Genomic DNA, 20060 nt, shown 5'->3' with positions numbered 1-20060 from the left:
CGGCTCTTGAAGTGGATACTCATCCTAGCAACTACTGCTGGCGGAATTGGTGCTGCGATAACACAATTCATTCGTTTACCCACTACTCAAAGTGGCCTTGCAGTAACGGTAATCGGGTTGTTCCTCGCAGGTGGTGCAACCTGGATTAGTGCATTTGTTGTCCCTGGATTGGTGTACGCTGATGCATCTACTCTCAAATCGCGTGATCTGAATTGGAATCCACATCCCGTCCGATTAGCCGTTGGATCTTTCCTTTTGACAATCGCTGGTGGGACACTTCTTGAAGTGATTCGAGGACCCTTAGTTTCGGCACTGCACCCAGTTATGACTATGTACGCAAATCAGGTTCTGATATCTCCAGTCACCCCAACAGTGCTGCTAAGTGTGACAGCGCCAATGGGTGCGGTATGGTATCTGGGTTATCGACACAAACATGTTCAAAGTAGTGCGCCGAGTCGTTACTGGTGGCTACTCATCCCTGGAGTCGTTGTTTGCGCCCTCTCGTACCTACTCGTTCCTCTTTTCATGCCGGGTGACTGGAACCTTCTGTTTGTAGCATTGGTGGCGATTTCACCGTTGTTTCCGATTGCAGTCTATATGGACGCATGCTACCTGTGTCGCAGCGCCAATGAGTGGAATCCGAACCCATCACTTCAGTTCTTTGTTGCGTATCTCAGTCACCTTATCTTCCCCTTCTCGCCATTCTACCCAATGTACGCCATCTACTATCTTGTTCGGCGAGGGAATGGAGGCAGGAAATAATCTCATAACCCCTATTTCCAACGTGTTAGTGGATCTGCGTGATTGACTCGCGCTCTGTATTCAGCAGCCGGTGAACGAACTTTTCAGCCATTGTCAGTAACGGAATGCAAGATATAGAGGTTGCATGCAGCAGGCGTATGTTACTCTTTTTACTCATTCTGCGATGTAATGATGTTATTGCTACGTCAATCGACAAACATCGAATTGTTGAGTATTGCATATATCATTCAGAGTTACTTGAATTTAGACGTGTAGCAACCCTCTTGACTACTTATAGTCATGTTTCAATACTTTATTAACCTCATACAGAATATAAATCGCATATCCGTGAATAGGTTCGATAGTATTGAAAAATCAAATGTAGCAAAAAGATTGTCAATCGGTATTGGAATCGCTATTGTAGGATACTTGGCCGACCCCCTGGTAACCGGGTTCATTTCATTCGTTGTTTCATGGGTCCGTCCTTGGATTTCTATTGGGGTGAGCGTTTTTCGATTCACCTTAACGGCCGTCCTGATTTATTTCTATGATAAAAAGAGACCAATCATCACTCGTCAATCAAATCCTTCGAAGATAGCGAAAAGATTGTTGATCAGTATTGGGATCGCTATCATTGGGTACTCAGCCTTTCCGCTCGTAATAGAATTCATTTCACTCGTTATTTCTTGGCTCTCTCCATGGGTGTCCAGTGCGGAAAGCGTTTTTTCTGTGGTTTTAACCGCTTCACTTATTTATTTATACTCTCGACAGAGCTCAATTCTTTCTAATCAATCAGACATTCAAACTAAGCAAACCCGTCTCATGGAAGCGCAAGTTAATATCATGGAAGCGCAAGCGAATTGGACGGAGGCGGGGCAAGCTCCTTGGATAGTAATAGACAACTGGGGTGTTCTAAATGACAATAGAATATATTTTGAGATTTTCAACTTAGGTAATAGTGCAGTTGAAAATATGAGCGTGATGATGCACATGCAACCTTTAGAGTGGGTTGAAGAAGATGAATCGATGCCAAAACTATCACCAGAGTACTTTCCTAAGATTCCAATAACAGATATAGACGGTCAAACAAGAATAGCGCCCAGCAAGAATGATAGCACCAAATTTTTCGCTGATGACTATGTGAGTACTTTTAATCCAGATTTTCCAAATGTAAGTGAAGATGATATTTACGAGAAAAATAAATTCCAAACGGCACTAACAAATGTTGATAAAGAACACGAATTGATTCGAATATGGGTTACCTTGACATACGAAGATATTAGTGGCAAAAGTGAGACAATTCACCTAGCCACTGTTGACTTTGATTTAAGCCATATAACGGAATTTAAAGAGGTATTCAATAAGGGGGATATAGTTCAAAATAAAATTCGTGATCAGCCAATGTCACCTCATCCTCCGGAGTAGAATTTGTGTTAATTATGAAGCTATAACTTAAGCAATTGAGTTATATTGGTGATTGTAATGATAGATTCGAAGAGAATTCTCGTGACCGATTTGCGCCCTGTATTCAGCAGTCGGTGAACGAACTCCTCAATCGCTGTCAGTAACGGAGTGCAAGATACAGAGGATGCATCTCTCACAAAAACCTCGCTTATTCCGTCTCACCGTCGCTGGACTAACCGCGATATAGCGCGTATGAACTACGAGGTTCTGAGGAAGTACCAAACGAGAACGAGAAGTACCAACCCTAAGAGGACGAATGGAAGCGCGTCCTGAACAGTCCGTATTAAACCACCGATAAACTGCGCAGCTGGGTCAGGATCAGGATGAGGACGCGGTGTCGAAGTGGTTGTCGAATCCATACGATAACACAGATGATTCGGAGTAAGTACTTTCTCTATACCGAGCAGTTCCAGTTTCCCACATCGCGGACCGAACCGATAACCGACATGCGCACTCTATTCAGCACCCCACTGAAATCTACCATCCATGAAAGTCGAAGAATTCCGTTTGCCAACCAGACTTTGTTATTGGTTCGAAGTATGAGCGGTACGTACAGACACCGATTTTCAGTGGTGTGGAGGCTGGTTCGAATTTTGCGTCTATACCACCATAGAGGCCGAAATCGTCACTAGTATACTTCGGAAACCGAATCGTTGTCTGTTTTCCAAACCACCGATACGTCTCTCCATCAGCATCTTCTGGCAGGTAAGCACCGTCAACGAACTTTGGCTCTTCATCAGGGCTTCCGATGTTGTACGTCCGAAGTTTGTGTCCAGTTCCGCCTCGAAGAATTATTTTACTGCACTTGATCGACACCTCCCGGTCGTCTGCGTCCATTTCTGTGTTGTCAAACGTGAGTGTAATCCAGACACCGTTCTCCGTTGCGAGAGTTGAAGGAGGACAGTTCGGCTCTGGCTCTGGCTCTGATGTTGGTGTTGGTGTCGGTGTACGAGAGGTTGGGCTCTCTTGGGTTGGTTTCTCTGCAGTCGGTGATCGTGTTGAGTGGGATGGCTCTGATGTCTGGCTGATTCGCTGTGCTGTTGTGGCTTTGGGTGGAGATTCTCGAGTTGAGGTGTTTGAGCCACAGCCTGAGGCAGTAAGTAAAACACTGCAACCGATAGCCTGGAGGGCCTTGCGACGGGTAAACATCGAAATTACATTCTGAAGTTGGTCGTCGGTACAATAAGTGTGATTGTCTGTTGAAACGTGAATTTAGTCGATATCAGTGCTAATAGTCAGGTATCAAGGCCGAACTCCCACTGATGAAGAGCAATTGCTGGTTTTCGGAACGCAAGTTCTCAGGGGCAGCCATAGTTCGATTAGGATAATGAATCGACAAATACGTTCGGGCGAGCAGTTGATGCACATGCGCCCTCTATTCAATAACATCTCTACGAACTACCAAGAATCAGTCAGAAATACTGTGCGAGATACAGAGGGTGTATGTAGCAAGCCGCGTCCTTTTTTAATACTGGATGAGTTGAACAGACCGATAGGAAGAGCGTGCCTATTTACAAGCGACCGTTTCCCACCCAGCCGAAGGAATCGAGTCCGACGAATCTCCGGGTGCGTGAACGGCGAAGTCATCCGTAACGTAATACCACCCGTAGAACTCCTCGCTCCCGGCGACTGGCGTGCTACCGCCTTCCTTCGTGAAGTCTAAGCTCACCCACACTCGGACGACAAACCCTGCTTTCGTCCTCTGCATGACCTTGGTATCCCATCCATCGAAGCCGCTGAAGGTGACCTCCCGCTCGTTCTCCACGGTTGCCGAAGAGTACGCCTTCTCAAATTCAAGTGAATAGTTCACCACACTTGACTCTGAAACCGAGGAAGGCAGAGATGGATAGGTTGCGTCAGGTAGTTCACTTACCTGGCAGTTACTGGTTGGTTTTGGGACGTTCGGAAGGTGGTCGGGAGTCGGAGAGGCTGTCGGAGTGACTCTATCTGCTCCTTCGCTGGCCGGGGACTCCGTTGTGGTGGGGGAAGAATTGGTGGTCGTGGAACAGCCTGCGGAGATACTAACTGCCAGAACAGTAGTTGCACCGCGGCAGAATTGTCGTCTATCCATGATTTTGAGAAACTATTGCATTGGTAAATATTTTGTCTGTATCTACCAATCTGATTCCTCGCCAGACCACTACTGACCAGTAGCCGACTCGCGCTCTGTATTCAGCACGCCCGCAGAAACCTATCACCAACCGATATCAATCCAAGACCGTCCACACGGAGCGAACTCATCACCAAACGATAGCGAAAGCCCGGCGGCTCGTGAGCCGCCCGGAACGTGGAGGTTGGGTGGGGTGGCGGGAAGCGGGCGAGCGGGCACCTAGCAAAAAAGAAGGCCGCACCGACCGGCTATTCCCACCACCGACCGCGCTCGGGGAAGGTGAGACTCGACCACCCGGTCACGGCCAGTGAGACACGGCCTTCGTACCAGTTTCGCGCAGCACCATCGATGCGCACCTGCTCGCCTTCATCCATCAGCGGTGCATCCGACGCCTTCCAAACCGTCACTCGAGTTTGTCCACTGTCGTCGGCAATGAGACCTACCTGACTGATACTCGGATGCGAGGGCTCCCACAGTGTCTCAACGCGTCCTTCGATGCTGACCTCCTTGCGATTGACATCCTCAATCTTTCCAATGGGAACTACTTGCCCTGGCGCCGTCTGTAACTCCTCGAATACCCCGACGACTGCGCTCATCATGTCTGTTCCACCGGCTACAACTTCACCCAGCCGCCGACCAATCGCCGCTCGCGACCAACCATCAAGTTTCTCACTCAATCGCATCGCCTGCGTGTTCACCGCCGCCAACTGCTCCTGCGTCAGTTCTTCACGCGGATCGTCTCGCTCCGGGTCTGCCCACGGGTCCACACTCGCCGCTCGCTTCTGAAACTCTGTCCGTCGCTCCACATTCTGTGTCGCCGCCACAACTCGCGACCGCTTCTCTCGCCCGTCCTGCGTTCCGAACGTCGCTCTTGCACTGATGCGCTCCAACTCCGCTTCACGGCCCCGAATACGCTCTTCCTGTTCGAGGGTCGCCCCGTAGATGCGCTCATCGCTAGTGTCGACGATTCCGTCCGGGTGGTTTGCATCCACCTTCGCTTGCACTTCCATCTGCACCGTCGCTCTGAATTCCGGTGTCTCATCGACGACCTCGAAGCCGTCCTCGTCAACCGCGGCTTCGTTTTGTTTCTCGAACGCCTGTTCATCGACCGAAACTACATTACTGGTTGCGTTGCTACTTGACATTGGATCTCACTGATCCGAAGGCGCTCACGCGCCCGACACCGCGATGGCTCAACATCGCGGACTTCTCACAACGTCACCCGACAGACCCGTCTCTGCGCTCTCGCTCGCGCCTTCGTGAGCGCCCCCTGGGGCGCGAGCGAGAGCGCCCATGGGAGGCCACCTAACCAGCGCCGCGCGCTGACCCGCCCGGAGCAAGCGTCCAGCTTTAAGCCGTTTCTCGCGTCCGGCCCGGACTGCGGGTCCGTGTCCAGGGCGACGGTCGTGAGCACGGCGAGCCGTGGTGTGGCTCGCCGCGCGGAACGGCCCAAAGCGCTGGAACGCGAAAGCCCGCGAGGGGCGCAACCGAAAACGCGCTTAATGCTGGCGTCGAGACCAGATTTACTTTAGCCCGGAACGGGCGCTCGCGGTGCGGGGAGCGCCCGCACGCCCGGAATGGTCGGTCGCGAGTGACGCGGAGGGCGGAATGCGGCGAGCGGGGCGGGCCGGAGAAAAACACTAAAATAGGAGGTGTCAGTGCGCCTGCTTACCGAACCTCGATCTTGTGCTGAAATTCCTATAATTTGAGAGAACAGGCCTGCTGCATACAGAGGTTGCAGTCAGCACGACAAACAGGTTCTATTCACAGATGAAGATATGAATCTCCTGTTCAGTAGGACTGCGAATCGAACGGTCGATGTCTTCCCACACACCGCCGCGATCCTCCATCACTCGTGCATCCTGCGATGAGTGGTGATACTCCAACACAGGTCGCTAGAAAGTGTCGTCGTTCCATACGAGATTATAACGAACCAGTTACTTAAGACATCTTATATTTTTCCAGCCCCTTAAGTTAAGATGCTTCTAAGCCAACCCGTTAACAGATAATGCCCTACTGTAGAGTGTGTGGAATCGAAGTTGGTTCTACCACTACATACTGTCCTGATTGCGGAGAGGAGCTAAATTTCGGATCTACAGAGGCAGTTGAAGCGACCCCAGAACCAGATGAGGAAGAAACCACAGTTGAGGAGACCGGGACTGTCGAACCCGAAACCGAACCCGAGCCCACAATTGAAACCGAACCTGAGTCTGAAGAGAAAGGAGTCAGTATCTGGGCAAAGATCGGCGTCGTCATCGCTATCCCTATTTCCTTAGTAGGGTTGTTCTTGGAGATAGCGTCCGTCTACACCCTATCTATTGGGGAGTACACTTTGGGTCAGTTCGTACTGATGTCGATCATATTCGGACTGGTGGCGTTCCTGCCGATTGCGTACATTTACTGGATGTACAAACGAAGCACTTGGTCAGTGAAAGGGGTGCTATCATAACATGTACTGTGCATCTTGTGGGAACGAAATAGACGAGGGAACGAGTTATTGCCCCGACTGTGGTCACGAGATCGGGGCCGACCCAACTGCTTCTAGCTCTGGTTCTACCAGTAAGGGCAGTAGAGATGTGAGCAAGGACGTTAGCAGAGACACTTCTTCTACATCCTCGGTTGATGACGGCGCTGACTATGATATCGTAATGTCCATCGAGGACGCATGGCGACGGCGTACAATGTTCCGAGCAGTTATGGACGTGATTGCTCTGGTCGTTACAGCTGGTTTCTGGGCAGGTTGGTTGGCAGTGGAATTCATCTCCCACCACTACAACCTCAAGAAGGGCAAAACGAAGCCCTACGAGGAAGGGGACGAGAAGACGTTCAACATAATGTAGTCATTCAGCGCCCTCAATACCTCTCGTCGTCTCTCTTAGTCTCCTTCCAGAACGTGATCCTCGAAGACAGGTTTGACCAATTCCAGATATGGGATTCTAACTCGAAGGCGGTGTTCCGAGCATAATCCTTGCTCTTACGCTGTAGCTTAGCTGGAATGTGTATCTTCCTTCTGCCGTCGTCCTGTTCTTCCTCTTCATAGTGTTCCTGCACCTGTTGCATGTGTCTATGAAAATTCTCTACCTCGACGATCTCGTCTTCGGTGAGCAAATGAATCGTATCAAGGTTGGAATTGATAATCGGAGTTTGTAGTCCTACTTCACCTTTAAAACCAGTAGTAAGAGCATCGAGTGGCGTGTTTCGAACTTCCATTGCAATCGCTTTCCGTAATCTGTCTGCTCGTACCTTCTGTCGCACTAGATATACAAGAACACCAGAGAGAAGACCACCTAACACTCCAAGAGCGAATGACACATACATGTCGTTAACTCACTACCGATAGAACATCAATTCTTAGCACGACTGAACATATAACATCACAACCGGCTTCATCAAAGTACCTTCCCTCTCAAATAGGTCTGTTAGCTACAGACCCTGTATGTACCGGTTCAGACGGCCGAAGTCCGAGGGAGTTCTCGTGACCGATTCGCGCTCTGTATGCAGCACGCTCCTGAGAATGTGTCTGAATTTAGTAATACTATTCAGAGCTGTAATAGTTGTGTTCGGCGTATCAGTTCAAAAAGCGAGCGTCCAGCGGGTCGACATCGTTTATGCGTCGGGCGACTGCTTGGGCCGCCCCACACCCCGTGTGGGGCCAATAAAAATCGGTGTCGCCAGATTTGAGGGAAGCTCTACGGCTTTTGTGAATCGATTCAATTCTTGATAGTTTGACGGGGATATGCTGAATAGAGAGAATGGGTCTTGTTTAGACGCTGTAGAGAACGACTCACTCCGGTGAACTAACTGACCTCTGAGTCAGACCCAAGTAGTGTGCCCTCTCGTCTCTCGCGCTTCACAGATCGCCTTGTAACGTTGGCGAAACGCGCTGTCTCTGGCGATTGATCAACGGTCTCCGCGAATATCTTGATCTTCCCTATCGACGGCTTCTTGATGTTCTTCACGAGATGCATGGGGTCGTCAAGAAACTGGATCTTGAACCGAGCGAGCTGCCGGACTTCACGACAGTTTGCGCACGGAAGCAACAGCTCAAGATGGCGGTCTGGCGAACTCTCCTCCGGCTCTCCGCTGATCTTCACGATACCGGAGACGTGCAGGCTATCGATGCAACTGGCTTCGACCGCCATTCGGCCAGCCGTCACTATGCGAATCGGACAGATTATACCTTCAGGTCGGTCAAGACGACAGCGTTGGTAGACTGCGAAACCAGTACTGTATTGGATATTCACTGTTCGATGAAGCAGCCACACGACACCCAAGTCGGGCGGCAGGTACTCACGCGGAATCTCACCCGGTTAGAGACCGTTACCGCTGACAAAGGGTATGACTGGGACGACCTACGTGAAGAACTGCTGGAGGCCGACGTTCGGCCAGTAATCAAACACCGGGAGTTCTATCCGCTTGATATGGCGCACAACGCTCGCCATGACGATGACATCTATCACCAGCGGTCAGTGGTTGAGTCTGTCTTCTTTGCGCTCAAGCAGCGATACGGTGACACGCTTCGGGCCCGAACATGGTTTGGCCAGTTCCGAGAACTCGTTCTGAAAGCGGCTGTGAGAAATATCGAACTGGCCTCCTGATTTCGGTCATGAGAGACAGGCTGCCTAGCGCTTGGCAGTCATATCTCAGTTCTCAGTTACCGTGATTGCATACTGGTAGTCTTGCGAGTTCCGTTCGCCAATATCTTCCTCAATTTGGAATCCATATTCGTACGTGCCGGTTTCGGCATCTGGAGCAATATGAATCGGCACATCTACGGTCACACGTGTACAGTCATCCCATAGCCAAATTGGCGGGCACGAGTCAAGTTGAGAATCTATCGCTGGTGAGGTGTCGATATCTCCAAATCTGACTGGCGCATCCGTGGTACCACATGGATACAACCGTGTATCAAATTGAAATGACGTGATTCCGTCTACCTGTATCTCAAAGACTTCTGAGTCGCCCGGTGTGAGTTCCACTTCTTCCACTTGGATACTCGGTGGCCAGCTATCCTCATCTGTGCAAGATGGACCGCTACCAAGGCATCCGCCCAAAACCATGGGTGCCGTTAGAACGGTTCCGGCGAGAAACTGACGTCTTTTCATACAGATTCTGTTCTATGAACACATGTGAAGCTTTCGCAGGGAAAATTCGTTATTGTCTTTCTAAGTACTCGGGTACACCGAGCGGCTGATTGCATTGTCATTAGTGAAGAGAATCGACTGGTACTCCGCATCTAAACAAGGCCAAGAGAATGTATTCCTCGTTTGAGACCATACATATGTTTATGATTTCTTGTTGAGGAGAAGAGGTATGCAACACCTTCGGCCCTCTCGTCGAACTATGGTTATGGGGGGTGTAGTCGGGGTCGCTCACCTGCTGCTGGTTACTGTGGTGTGGCTCTGGTTTGCATCTCGTGAGCCGTATCCGACGATGTTTCAAGAGCCGGCGGCGGTGCTTTCGTATTCGTATCCGATGAACGTCTGGTTCGTCGGTACCGTAGTGGGACTTGTACTTCTTGGGCTGGTTCCGACTGTCCTGTTTCTCGAACGGCGGCTAGTCGTCCCCGCGTTCAGTGTCGCCGTGTGGTTCGTAATTCACCTCTATTTTCGCTGGCAAACGTTTCAGGAAACTATGTCAGTGATGGGAATTCCTCCGCTGGATTTCTACATTTTTGGCGGTGTCTATGCGCTCACGACTGCCGTTCTTGGAGGTGCCGCCGAATACGTCGCCCGCAGACATCTCACCCGAGTGGTCCGCTCAAGCACCTGATGGTGAGTGCTTGCTCTCTATCTCTCACTCCGTTTTCCCGTCAGGAGACGATTGGCAACGTAACCGATTCGCGCCGTGTATGCAGCAGCGATAGACCGAACTACCAATATGCTGTCGGATAATTCGTGCGGAATAAAGAGGATGGATTCTGCGTGTAGTATCGTGATTATACTGCCAAGCCGATGATTCACGAAGACGGTAGTAGCGGTAACACAACGAGTCCAGGTCCAGTGAGCATGAGAAGGATACCAGCCACTGTAAACTCGATTTTCAACGAGAACGCAACAGCGGCAGGAACAGGGTGAGATTGGCAACACAGATAATCAACAGCCGTACCGACGCCAATGAGAAACAAGGGGAGCCCACATAGCCCTACTACAAGACCAATTCTCTGAAGTGTTTTCAGCTGAAGACTCCTGTTTGACGTTCTCTTCTTCCCATTTGACTCGCTCATTTGTCAAAAATATCTCGATGGTAACAAAACAATGTCGGAGACTAAATCCGAGCGTCTCGGGCCGCGTCTTGAGGGTAGTAGTACTTCACTGGTTGGTGAGTTTACTGTAAACAAGTCAGTTGTCCACAGTGATTCTCACAGCCCTCGGCCATCAGCGCTTTAGTCACGAATCGTAACTAGTCCGGCATGGTTGACCGCGTCTTCCTCCGCTGTCGTACCTGCGGTAGACATGGCCTCGGTCAACGAACCCAGGACGGAAGGCTCGTTCCAATTGGCTCAAAGGACTGTCCCCGCTGCGGAGGGTCGGAGTTCGAGATCGCTGGGCCATAATTGTGAGACCCCACTGTTTCCGCTGGAACACATCTCGTTACGATAAAATCGACACCAGAGTCGCGATTGAAAAGTCGGATGACAGGCTACAGCAGGTCGTAGCCATCGTCTTTCAGTTTCTTCGCAACTTCACACGGCCGCTCACGAGCAACACGGTACATCGCCGTCCGGTGGTCGATACCGAGATGTCGTCGGCGTCCTTCCCGAGCACCTTCGCCGCCTCAGTGCGGAACTCGGACTCGCTGCGTATGAACTCCTCACGTAGGAACCGCGGAATCATGTCCCGGTCGTCTTTTGTCTTCGAACGCCACAGGACGTACAAGAAATCGTCATGGGAGAGCTTTGCCGGCATCGGCGCGTCAGTGGCGTTGACGTCGGCGGTGTTCTCCTGGTCGTCGTCAACGACGTCTTCCTCGGCGGCCTCGTCGACCGTCTCCAGTTTTTCAGGTTCGTTCAACTCCTGTATTGGTGCTTCGAAACAAGAATAAACATATATACATAATAGTATTCAAACCAACACGAATGCGTAAGCTAGTCATCTCACTACTCATACTCTCGTTGGCTCTATCTGGCGTTCCTATATCAGCTCATGCACAGTCATCTTCAACGTACGAAGGAGTGATTGTGAACGTCTCCGCTCAAGCGGAAGCAAACTACGTTTCTGAGACGTCATCTATAGTCGAATCGTATGGTTTTGATTCCGTACAACACGCGTCTCTACTGTTTACCGACAGCGGAACGAGGTACGTAGTGCTATCGAACTCAGACCCTGCTGTGGGCCAAGCCTCTCTGAATGGTGTCGAGATTCTGCCACCGGAAGGTGGACTTGGTCTGCTCGTCGCGACTAGCCTCAAGGTCAATCCAGAAGGAACGGAAGTGCCGCTTGACGAACTTGAAAAGAACCCTAAGGAGTACCAGTACGAGTTTGTGCAGGTATCTGCGTCGGTCACACAACTCACACATACGGTTGACGCTACTGAAGGAGAAGTGGTACTCCAAGAGTCACTTCTCGGACTCGGCGAAGAGCGATTTTCGTTCAGTACATTCAAAAGTCCAGGTCGGGAGGGGAAGTGGTCAACGGTGAACCTCTCCCTTGCCAAGCAAAACCATGAACTGAATAGCGAACTTACTGGTCGTCTTCCCCTCTCCACGAGTAGTATCGGTCGAGCAAGCCAGCAAACCCGGTGGTGGATGTCGGCCAATGCAACAGTCAATATGTTAGTAGTTGGCGGTGGAGGCGGTAGTGTAGCTGCCATTATCGGTCAGACTACGCCGGAATCGACCACGGTCTCTGATCTTGATGAACTCTCTGCCCACACCGGAGAAGTAGTCACAGTCACCGCAAACGGAGTCGGGAGTTCATTAAGTACCCAAGAGACCTTGCTATCGGCTGCTAAATGCGCTCCATCCTCGATTACAAACCCAGTTACAGGATGTCTTCCCGTTCCGACTGATGGGGTCGTTCACAGCGGGACTCTCTTCGATTCACCACCCAAAAATTCAGACCAACTAGTCTACTACGCAGGTGTCTCAAACACTGTACAGGATACCCCTGTCGAGCCTGAGACTGGCAAATACAGAGTAACGGGCCGTGTCGTCGACGCGACTCAACTTGACCCGCGGCTAAAGGGAACTGCCCTCATCGTCTACGACCGCGAACGAGTTGGTCATCTGAGTATCGAGAGCAGTACGGCTAAGGAATCGGCTTCGACGGTCAGAGAGTATATTAGGGAACAGCAACTGTCGTCACAGTCGGAGTGGCAGTCAATAACTGCGACTGCCAACGCAGAGACTGGCCAAAGTACAGAAAAGCCAACACAGACACCGTCTCTTAACGAAAAGGACTCATCTAGCAACACCGCGAAACATCAGGGAAAGAGCGAAGATGATACTAAGAACGGAGGCGAAACCGCACAAGCATCAGAGTCGAATTCAGCACGACAATCAGAGGGTCCGTCTGACTCCATTTTAAGGAGAATCCAGCGGCCGTTCAATGGTGAGAGCAGTTTTGAGGCGGTCGGTCTCATGACCGGTCTCGGGAGCATAGTTTTCCTCATCTCTGGTGTGATTCTCTCACTAATAGATATGCTTGGCAAACTGCTCGGAAACGAGAATATGGAGATAGAGTACGAATGGATACCTTGGGTAATTGGGATTGCGTTACTTGCGATTACGTATATATACTCGACAACTTGAATTCCGGTGGTTCTTGTAACTACTCAAAGGACAGGGGCGAATAGAGGCAATGAACGAGCTCGTCAATTTGCGTTCATTCCGGCTACTGCCGTGAAAACCGTGTTGACTACAGAGTATGTCTCTTGCAAGGGTATATCTGGTCTGTTTAGAGCGTCTTAGTAACTTAGGAGCCATACAGAACTGACAAAAGGACCATAATCTCCTGTCACAAGATGCTAACATGGGTTCCCTGAGAGCGGGTCGATATGTAGGCTGGACACTCGTCTTAGTGGGTGTCATCGGGGTAATCTTGACCAGCGGCCCGATGCCAAGTGGTCCAGCGATGGTGGCACATCCGTCTCTTCGTGGTCAATTCCAGCTCGAACGACTGGTGGGAATAATCTCAATCGTTCTCTCTGTTGTGGGGGTTACCATCGTGGTTGGCACATCATTTATGCGGTGAATATGCGCTTTCTATTTAGCACACGATTTCTGTCCCAGTTTGCGGATTTCAACAGAACCCATCTACGATGACTCTTGTTTCTATAAATTGTGCGGTCTTTAACCAACGAAGAACCCCTATACCGTCATTGGTCTTTTCAACTATAATGCGACACCGAGTGCTCCTGCTGGAACGACCAGGATTGTCAGGAAGACTGGCCCATCGTGAGTCTCTCGCTGTGACCTGAAAAGACCAACAGATGTTGGTTAAGACAAGCCGTAGGTAGCCGACGGTGATTCTATGAGTGGATTTCGAGCAGACTACGCCTCAATCGCCGTGTATTGGTCTTCCCATCCTCGCCGCTCACGAAGCGCTTCTCGTCCCTTCTCCGTAATCGCATAGTAATTTGTTCGGCGATCAAGTGGTCCTTTCTCGACGTACTCCTTGTTGACGAGGGTGTCGAGGTTTGGGTAGAGTCGGCCGTGGTTGATTTCACCGTCGACGTACTGTTCGAGTTCGCTTTTGACGTCTTGTCCCGACGGCTGGTCAAACCCAGAAATCACGTACAAGAGGTCTCGTTGGAAGCCACTCAAGTCGTTCATATGCCATGACCAACGAATTTGCATATAGAATTTCGCAATGACAAGATATTTTATATTTATGAGAATAGCAATATCCCGCCAGATTAGTGAATTGAGGAAGATGGGGGGAGACTGGGATGCCTCTGACGTTATCCACGCTTAGTTACGTGGACACTCAAACCAACATCCTATACCCGCAAAAGCGTTAGCCATTTTCCATTACGAAGGAGCTGATAATGTAACTGATATCGTGTTCTAGTGCAGGAGAATACTCACTTAGTCGCGACTCCACGTGATTATCGTCACTCTGCGTCTTTCCCGAGTAACCGCTTTGTCTGTTTCCAAAGTGATGAGGTAAGGTGGTGAGCCTCGGCAGTCGTGGACCCTGGTCCGCTTCGGTAGTCCTACTTTCAGACACACCGAACACTTGACTAGAGGAGTCGACGAGAGGTCGTCACACGACTCTAGCGCCGCGTGCAAATGTACTTGCACGTCAGTCGGGGAGTCTGCTGTGGATCCTCGAGGTCAGTTTCGTCGATAGTCGTTGCTAACGCCAGAACAGTATGTCTGGATTCCACAGGATTTATAATTATTCAGTAAACGACCTGTTGACGATTGCCATGGATGTGAAAACCACACACGAACAGACTGACCGAGCATCAGCTGCAATTCTCCGCATCTTAGACCCAATCGAAATCCTCGAATCGCTTCCCCCGACGGTATTCCCCGTCAGTGCGAAAATACTGCTTGACCGTACCAGTCGAGACGACCACGCATACCAAGATTATCGACCACCAGAATACCCTGTGGAAGTTCGCATCCCTGCTGAAACACCCTACATCCCCGAAACAACCGTCTACTTCGATAATCCAGCCGAACGCCCACCAAAAAATGCCACACCAATCAGTCCCATTGAATTCATTGACGGATTAGAGGAAATCGCGGATCATCTCGAAGAAGAAACTGCAACCGATCCTCAGCGACTCTATCTAACCGGCCTCTGCGTTGTCGAGATTCCACCTCAATATCTCACCTTCGACGATGGGGCCCATGCGGTCAAACCTGATTTGTACGAAGAACACGCCGAGATGACACTCGCATACTTCCAGAAAGATAGTTCCCTGAGTGCCCATCGCGTTCGCGAAGACCTCGACGAAGCACTCCCCGGTGAAACGCGAACGCCACTCGAACTCGTACGACTTGATGAGGTCACTGCGAAACCCTCTCGACTAGGGAGAGGGACGACTCAGCAGGCAGGCCGCGCTCGATATTTCACTGAACGAGAAGCACAGAAATCAGGCTCACTCGATGCAACACCCGCTATTTGGCAAGTAAGACGGCTTCAACAACCAGGTGACGATACTCGGCCCCTTGAAACAGTCTTGGACGAATACGAGCGGTACCTCCCAGCTCTCGCAGAGACTGACCTTATCCGCGAACTCACCTTTGTCGGTCAGACTCGCACCGTCGAACGATTCTACGCCGATCAAGTCCTCAACCGATGACCGTAACAATCCACGAAAACGCGGACGATGAAGAATCGGTTCCACCAAGTGACCTTGCCTCTACCGACCAGCCGCTAGTCGTCACTCCGCGTGGTGGTGCAAGGGAAGTTGGGCGATCTTGTTACCATGTTCAAACACCAGAACTGGATATCCTCGTTGACTGTGGTCTCAACCAAGGTAGTGGTGGGCAATTCCCGAATCTAAGAGGCATTGAAGAAGGCCAAATCGATGCCGTGTTCCTCACACACGCACACATCGATCATTCTGGAGGACTACCAGTTATCGAAAATCGAGCCCTTCTTGCAAAAGATGCCCCCATTATCACGACACGGCCCACTACAGCACTCTGTCACACGTTATTACACGATTCGATTAAAATCCACGAAGAAGAGACTCAAAAGCAGGGCCGTGAACAGGAATTCACCCGCAATAATGTCCATGACGTACTTGAACGGTTCAAGCCCCAGCGTTATGGCGAACACGCACTCTCAAACGAGCTTCGACGTCTCAACACGAGCGCAGATATAACGTATACACTGGGTGGTGCCGGACACCTCCTCGGGAGTGCTTGGCTTGCTATTGAATATGGGGGTCGTCGTGTAGTCTTCTCTGGCGATATCGGTGGCCGGTCTGCGCATCTCCCTGATTATGACACACCGCCTGCTGCCGACACGCTGTTCTTAGAAAGTACATATGGCGGTAGACAACAGCACCGCTCGTTGAAGAAGGCACGAAACCAACTCTATCAGGCGACAATAAGCGCAGTCAAAAAGGGCATTCCCGTTCTCATCCCGACGTTCGCAGTCGGACGTGCACAGGAGGTCATGCAAGTATTTAGAGAACGGTTCCCACATGAACCAGACGAAGTCCGAGACCAGTTGGAAGTCGTCTATGATGGAATGGCGCGAGACGCTACTGCGGCCTACCATGCATTCTCCATTGGTGAATTCGTTGATGAGACAATCAACAACTGGCGGATGAACGCTCAGGACAACGAACCATTCCTCCCTGATTGCGCATGGTATCCAGAGGATAATTCTGAACGCATTCCAATTCTCGACGGTGAGCGAGCACCAATTATCATCGCTCCATCAGGCATGCTCTCTGGTGGAACTTCACCACTCTATCTCACAGCCTTGGCCGAGCATTATGACGAAGCACGAATTTTCTTCACAGGATACCAAGCAGAAGGAACGCCGGGCCGAGTACTCCAAAATGGATCGGGAAATCAGGTTACTGTATCTCTGCCCGTGACTCCATTCCGTAATTCTGAGCTAGAATCTGATAAGAATGGCAATACGACGGTGAATATCCCAACCTCATGGGTCAAGACGATTTCAGGGTTTAGTGGGCACTGTGCTCGTCAAACACTCTATGAGTTCGCACAGGAAGTAGATGCAAAGCATGTTGCCCTCGTTCACGGACCAAACGATGCACAAAAGGAATGTCGAGGATACCTGTCAAACCAGCTTAACGCAGACGCAGTTACTCGTGCGTCTATGGGAACCCCGATTCCAGTTTATGGTTCCACCGCTGGGAAATTAATACGTGTAGACAACAGTTCAGGGGCTGCAAATGCCATCACGGTGCAACCAGGAAGCACTACTGAGGACTCTCACACCAACGATGAGCCTACTGCAAATAATGAATTGAATGAGACCAAACCTCACAATGACCACACAGATAATAAACCCGAGAAAACCCTTGAAGAGCGGGTTGAGGCTTTGGAAGCCAGAAACAAAGCACTCGAAGCAGAATTAGCTACAGTTCGTAATGATCATCGGTGGACGGAGGCCGATATTCGCCGTATCGTCCGGACAGAGTCCGCTAATGAGCCGACATCCGCTATTAAGGGTTCTGAAGACAATGAAGTAGTGAAATCGGTGGAAGTACTTTCGGAACTAGACGGTGTTGGTCCTGCTATCACTGAGCGTCTTCTTGACAATGGTTACACCACACTTCGAGACATCCAAGAGGCGTCAGTTTCGGATCTCACGGCTCTCAATCAGATTGGCAACAGTACTGCAAGTGAGATCTGGCAGTATGCAGAAGCGAATCTCTAAACTAATCTAGTGGGGCCAATTCTTTAAGAACGACTTTTTGACTGCGTAAATCAACTTTAGACACTACTGCTAAATCTACAAGTACATGATTTGAGTGCTCATCATTAGTCTCATACTGAAGTCCTTAAGTCACCAACAAGTCGCATGAGGCCATAGCAGTGACCTAGAGAGGGAACTCTTGTCTTTATTGCTAGACTTGCTCCAGTGGTGGCTCACGCTACGTTTCATCAAGTAGTGAGATACCACGCTCGACGACAGCGTCAGTGATGAACAGACTCGTTTCAGTCTGAAGTGCCCGCATCAGCTTGGCCGCTTCTGTCTTCTTGAGTTCTCCACGGGAGTATGCGAGTACGAGGACACCAATCGAACCATGTACTTCAACATCATGGTCGTTCGCGGTGTCTCGCGCTGCCAGGTCGTCAGTCAAAAGTACTGCAGCGCGCTCAGATGCGACCGCAAGTGCAGCTGTTTCTCCGGGATCTAAATCGACGTCAAGTGTGGTCGTGTCAGTCTCAACGAGTTCATACTCAATCGATTCGAGTGCAGGAGGGACCGTGCCCGCCTCAAGTTCTTGGTAGACAGTCTGTGGAATCAGTAGCTTATCGACGGTCGAGAGCAACGCAAGTGCGTCGATCTCGTCGAGGTGAATGATGGGGCCCGCATCAGCAACCGCAAGAATCACGCATTCAGTCCCCACCGAACGTCGTCTTTGACAGCCTGTAATTCACGCTCTGCTCGCTTGACACGGTCACGGCCGACGAGACCAATCGCTGTCTCGCGATCGATTTCGTCGTTTATGTATTGCGAGAGGACAAGGTCGACCCAGAGATCTTCGACACCGCGTTCTAACGCCTGTTCGAGGATCTCTGACTCGGGGATACCCCGCGCTTCGGCGATTTCTTGCACCCGTTCGGTGAGATCCGTGGCCATGGCTAGACGATTGCGCTGTGGTAACTTAAACGTCTGTGGGCGCCATCGTGGTGTTACTCGGCGTCTGTTCGAAACAGACGCTTTGTTCGCCCCCACAACGATTCCGATCCTGATTCGCCATCATTACTCATGTGTTGGCTCTCCTCTCCGCTCACTGACTCAGTATCGTCATCTTGGAGCCTTGCCTCCAGTCTCTGAATCTCCGCTTCAAGCCACTCAATCCGCTTGTCCTTGCGCTTAGTCCGTGTCTCCAACGTCTCCACACGTTCTGCCAACAACCGATTCTTCTCACCCACGTATGCATCATCACGACTCTCAGAAGCCCTGGACGACTCTGATGGCTCCGAGACAGACTTAGTCGTCTCTTTCTTCGAGGGCGTATAGAACTCAGACGTCGTCTGCACCGCCCGCTCGATCGTCTTTTCTCCATACGTCGACCCATCTGCGTAATGGACATCGTCCCATTTCCCACGTAGCAACCCTGATTGTCGGAAGAGTCGGTCCATCTGATTCTCATCGCCACCACTCCAAAACGCCAACAGACAACACAACGCCATATCCGCCTCCGAATTACTGTCATACCCACTCGTATTCCCGTTCCAGAGTCGCTCGAACTTCGCGCTATTCGATGCACCCATCGCCTTCTCAACCAACCCTGAATCCGAAAGCCCAGCTCCTTCTACTGAACTGTCATCCTCACTGGCTGTTACAGTCTCAGGGCTGTTTCTCGATTGCGACTCGCTCGCACTCGAAATATACTCTCGATGAATTCCCGCTAATGCGTCCTGTCTACGCTTGACCGTCTGAGGTGTCCCATCCACGTGCGCGCCTGTCACCGTGAAGAAGCGAGCGTTGTCATAACACTCGATCTTCCCGCGTCGGTTGCGTCCTTCGGGCAACTCACCTTGGACAAGTACGTGAAACCCACTCCCCGATGGTGATACTTCGGTATACGAATCCAATCTCTCGATGATATCCTGTGCATCCTCGTCGACTTCGCCGGACTCTGGATCGCGGCAATCATCGAGGTCAACGCCGACAATCGGATCCTCGTCAGTAAACACAAATCCGAGTCCATCCGCCTGCCCACGCTGATGATATTCGAGTGCGGTTTCGAAGTCCGACCAGGTCTCTGAATCTGTCGACGACGCGAACGAACCTACTCCAGGCCCAACCGGAATTTTTGTCGACTTCCCACCACGTTTCTCACTCCGCCAACACACCCATTGGTCTCGCTCAACCAACACATTCGGCAATCCATCCAGTATCAACTTTCTAGTAGTTTCGTCACTCATTGACCTTCCTCACTCATCGCCGCGCCCCTCCGGGCGCCAGAAAAAATCTCCCCGTATTCGCTTCGCTCACTTGCACCGGCATACCCCCCATCTATACTAGTTGCTTTTTGCCGTAACAGAATCTCTAAATGGACAATAGAGCTTCTGAGTTGCAGGTGTACGCCATGTACGGCATTTTCCTGAGTAGGGGCCAGTGTT

General features: G+C 50.8%; 17 protein-coding genes and 1 pseudogene. 8 read left to right on the top strand and 10 right to left on the bottom strand.

All coding sequences use genetic code 11. From position 1 onward, the window contains the following. Positions 1-1089 precede the first annotated feature (1089 nt). Complete coding sequence (locus tag LAQ74_RS19120; RefSeq protein ID WP_224338281.1) at positions 1090-2166, top strand: hypothetical protein; 1077 nt, start codon at positions 1090-1092, stop codon at positions 2164-2166. Between the two features lie 516 nt (positions 2167-2682). On the opposite strand, the gene LAQ74_RS19115 is transcribed toward LAQ74_RS19120, so the two are convergent. The 3 genes from LAQ74_RS19115 to LAQ74_RS19105 form a co-directional block, all read right to left on the bottom strand. Next, entirely contained in the window at positions 2683-3042 is a 360-nt protein-coding gene (locus LAQ74_RS19115) for a hypothetical protein (RefSeq protein ID WP_224338279.1), read from the bottom strand. A gap of 670 nt (positions 3043-3712) precedes the next feature. Beyond that, the gene (locus tag LAQ74_RS19110) at positions 3713-4018 is read right to left on the bottom strand and encodes a hypothetical protein (protein WP_224338277.1); all 306 of its coding nucleotides are present in this window, start codon (positions 4016-4018) and stop codon (positions 3713-3715) included. A gap of 545 nt (positions 4019-4563) precedes the next feature. Then, positions 4564-5460, bottom strand: coding sequence for a DNA-binding protein (locus LAQ74_RS19105; RefSeq protein ID WP_224338275.1), 897 nt, complete (start codon positions 5458-5460; stop codon positions 4564-4566). Positions 5461-6323: 863 nt separating this feature from the next. On the opposite strand from LAQ74_RS19105, the gene LAQ74_RS19100 reads away from it, so the two are divergent. Together LAQ74_RS19100 and LAQ74_RS19090 are read left to right on the top strand one after the other, a co-directional pair. Beyond that, positions 6324-6764: a hypothetical protein gene (locus LAQ74_RS19100; protein ID WP_224338274.1), complete on the top strand. Its 441-nt coding sequence runs from the start codon at positions 6324-6326 to the stop codon at positions 6762-6764. A 127-nt stretch (positions 6765-6891) separates the two neighbouring features. After that, the gene (locus LAQ74_RS19090) at positions 6892-7155 is read left to right on the top strand and encodes a hypothetical protein (RefSeq protein ID WP_224338302.1); all 264 of its coding nucleotides are present in this window, start codon (positions 6892-6894) and stop codon (positions 7153-7155) included. Positions 7156-7168: 13 nt separating this feature from the next. Here the strand turns inward: LAQ74_RS19090 and LAQ74_RS19085 are convergent, their stop codons facing one another. After that, complete coding sequence (locus LAQ74_RS19085; protein ID WP_224338272.1) at positions 7169-7423, bottom strand: hypothetical protein; 255 nt, start codon at positions 7421-7423, stop codon at positions 7169-7171. A 720-nt stretch (positions 7424-8143) separates the two neighbouring features. Here LAQ74_RS19085 and LAQ74_RS19080 point away from each other — a divergent pair. Beyond that, positions 8144-8913: pseudogene (locus LAQ74_RS19080) on the top strand (IS5 family transposase). A 45-nt stretch (positions 8914-8958) separates the two neighbouring features. On the opposite strand, the gene LAQ74_RS19075 reads toward LAQ74_RS19080, so the two are convergent. Beyond that, positions 8959-9303, bottom strand: a complete 345-nt coding sequence (locus tag LAQ74_RS19075; RefSeq protein WP_224338270.1) for a hypothetical protein — start codon at positions 9301-9303, stop codon at positions 8959-8961. Positions 9304-9628: 325 nt separating this feature from the next. Between LAQ74_RS19075 and LAQ74_RS19070 the strand changes: the two genes are divergently transcribed. After that, positions 9629-10087 (top strand): hypothetical protein, encoded by a 459-nt coding sequence (locus tag LAQ74_RS19070; RefSeq protein ID WP_224338268.1) that lies wholly within the window; start codon positions 9629-9631, stop codon positions 10085-10087. Positions 10088-10983: 896 nt separating this feature from the next. Here LAQ74_RS19070 and LAQ74_RS19065 read toward each other — a convergent pair. Next, positions 10984-11328 carry a hypothetical protein gene (locus LAQ74_RS19065; RefSeq protein ID WP_224338266.1) on the bottom strand — a complete coding sequence of 115 codons (345 nt, stop codon included), beginning with the start codon at positions 11326-11328 and terminating at the stop codon, positions 10984-10986. Positions 11329-11393: 65 nt separating this feature from the next. Here LAQ74_RS19065 and LAQ74_RS19060 point away from each other — a divergent pair, with 65 nt between their 5' ends. After that, positions 11394-13067, top strand: coding sequence for a hypothetical protein (locus LAQ74_RS19060; RefSeq protein WP_224338264.1), 1674 nt, complete (start codon positions 11394-11396; stop codon positions 13065-13067). Between the two features lie 741 nt (positions 13068-13808). On the opposite strand, the gene LAQ74_RS19055 is transcribed toward LAQ74_RS19060, so the two are convergent. After that, entirely contained in the window at positions 13809-14090 is a 282-nt protein-coding gene (locus LAQ74_RS19055) for a PadR family transcriptional regulator (RefSeq protein ID WP_224338262.1), read from the bottom strand. A 542-nt stretch (positions 14091-14632) separates the two neighbouring features. On the opposite strand from LAQ74_RS19055, the gene LAQ74_RS19050 reads away from it, so the two are divergent. Further along, positions 14633-15574 (top strand): hypothetical protein, encoded by a 942-nt coding sequence (locus LAQ74_RS19050; protein ID WP_224338261.1) that lies wholly within the window; start codon positions 14633-14635, stop codon positions 15572-15574. Then, a complete protein-coding gene (locus LAQ74_RS19045) occupies positions 15571-17637 on the top strand; it encodes an MBL fold metallo-hydrolase (protein ID WP_224338259.1) in 2067 nt (688 codons plus the stop codon). Before LAQ74_RS19050 ends, LAQ74_RS19045 begins: the two co-directional genes overlap by 4 nt. 217 nt (positions 17638-17854) lie before the next feature. On the opposite strand, the gene LAQ74_RS19040 is transcribed toward LAQ74_RS19045, so the two are convergent. Genes LAQ74_RS19040 through LAQ74_RS19030 form a run of 3 tightly spaced genes read right to left on the bottom strand, consistent with a single transcriptional unit; the run spans position 17855 to position 19862 of the window. Then, positions 17855-18319 (bottom strand): PIN domain-containing protein, encoded by a 465-nt coding sequence (locus LAQ74_RS19040; RefSeq protein ID WP_224338257.1) that lies wholly within the window; start codon positions 18317-18319, stop codon positions 17855-17857. Further along, the gene (locus LAQ74_RS19035; protein ID WP_224338254.1) at positions 18316-18567 is read right to left on the bottom strand and encodes a ribbon-helix-helix protein, CopG family; all 252 of its coding nucleotides are present in this window, start codon (positions 18565-18567) and stop codon (positions 18316-18318) included. The genes LAQ74_RS19040 and LAQ74_RS19035 overlap by 4 nt, the downstream gene beginning before the upstream one ends. Before the next feature lie 53 nt (positions 18568-18620). Then, positions 18621-19862: a phage NrS-1 polymerase family protein gene (locus LAQ74_RS19030; protein ID WP_224338252.1), complete on the bottom strand. Its 1242-nt coding sequence runs from the start codon at positions 19860-19862 to the stop codon at positions 18621-18623. Positions 19863-20060: the final 198 nt, after the last annotated feature.

Source organism: Haloprofundus halobius, from assembly GCF_020097835.1.
In the GTDB taxonomy this organism is placed as follows: Archaea; Halobacteriota; Halobacteria; order Halobacteriales; family Haloferacaceae; genus Haloprofundus; species Haloprofundus halobius.
Note: the sequence above shows the minus strand (reverse complement) of the source record. Positions and strands in the feature narration are given on the sequence as shown.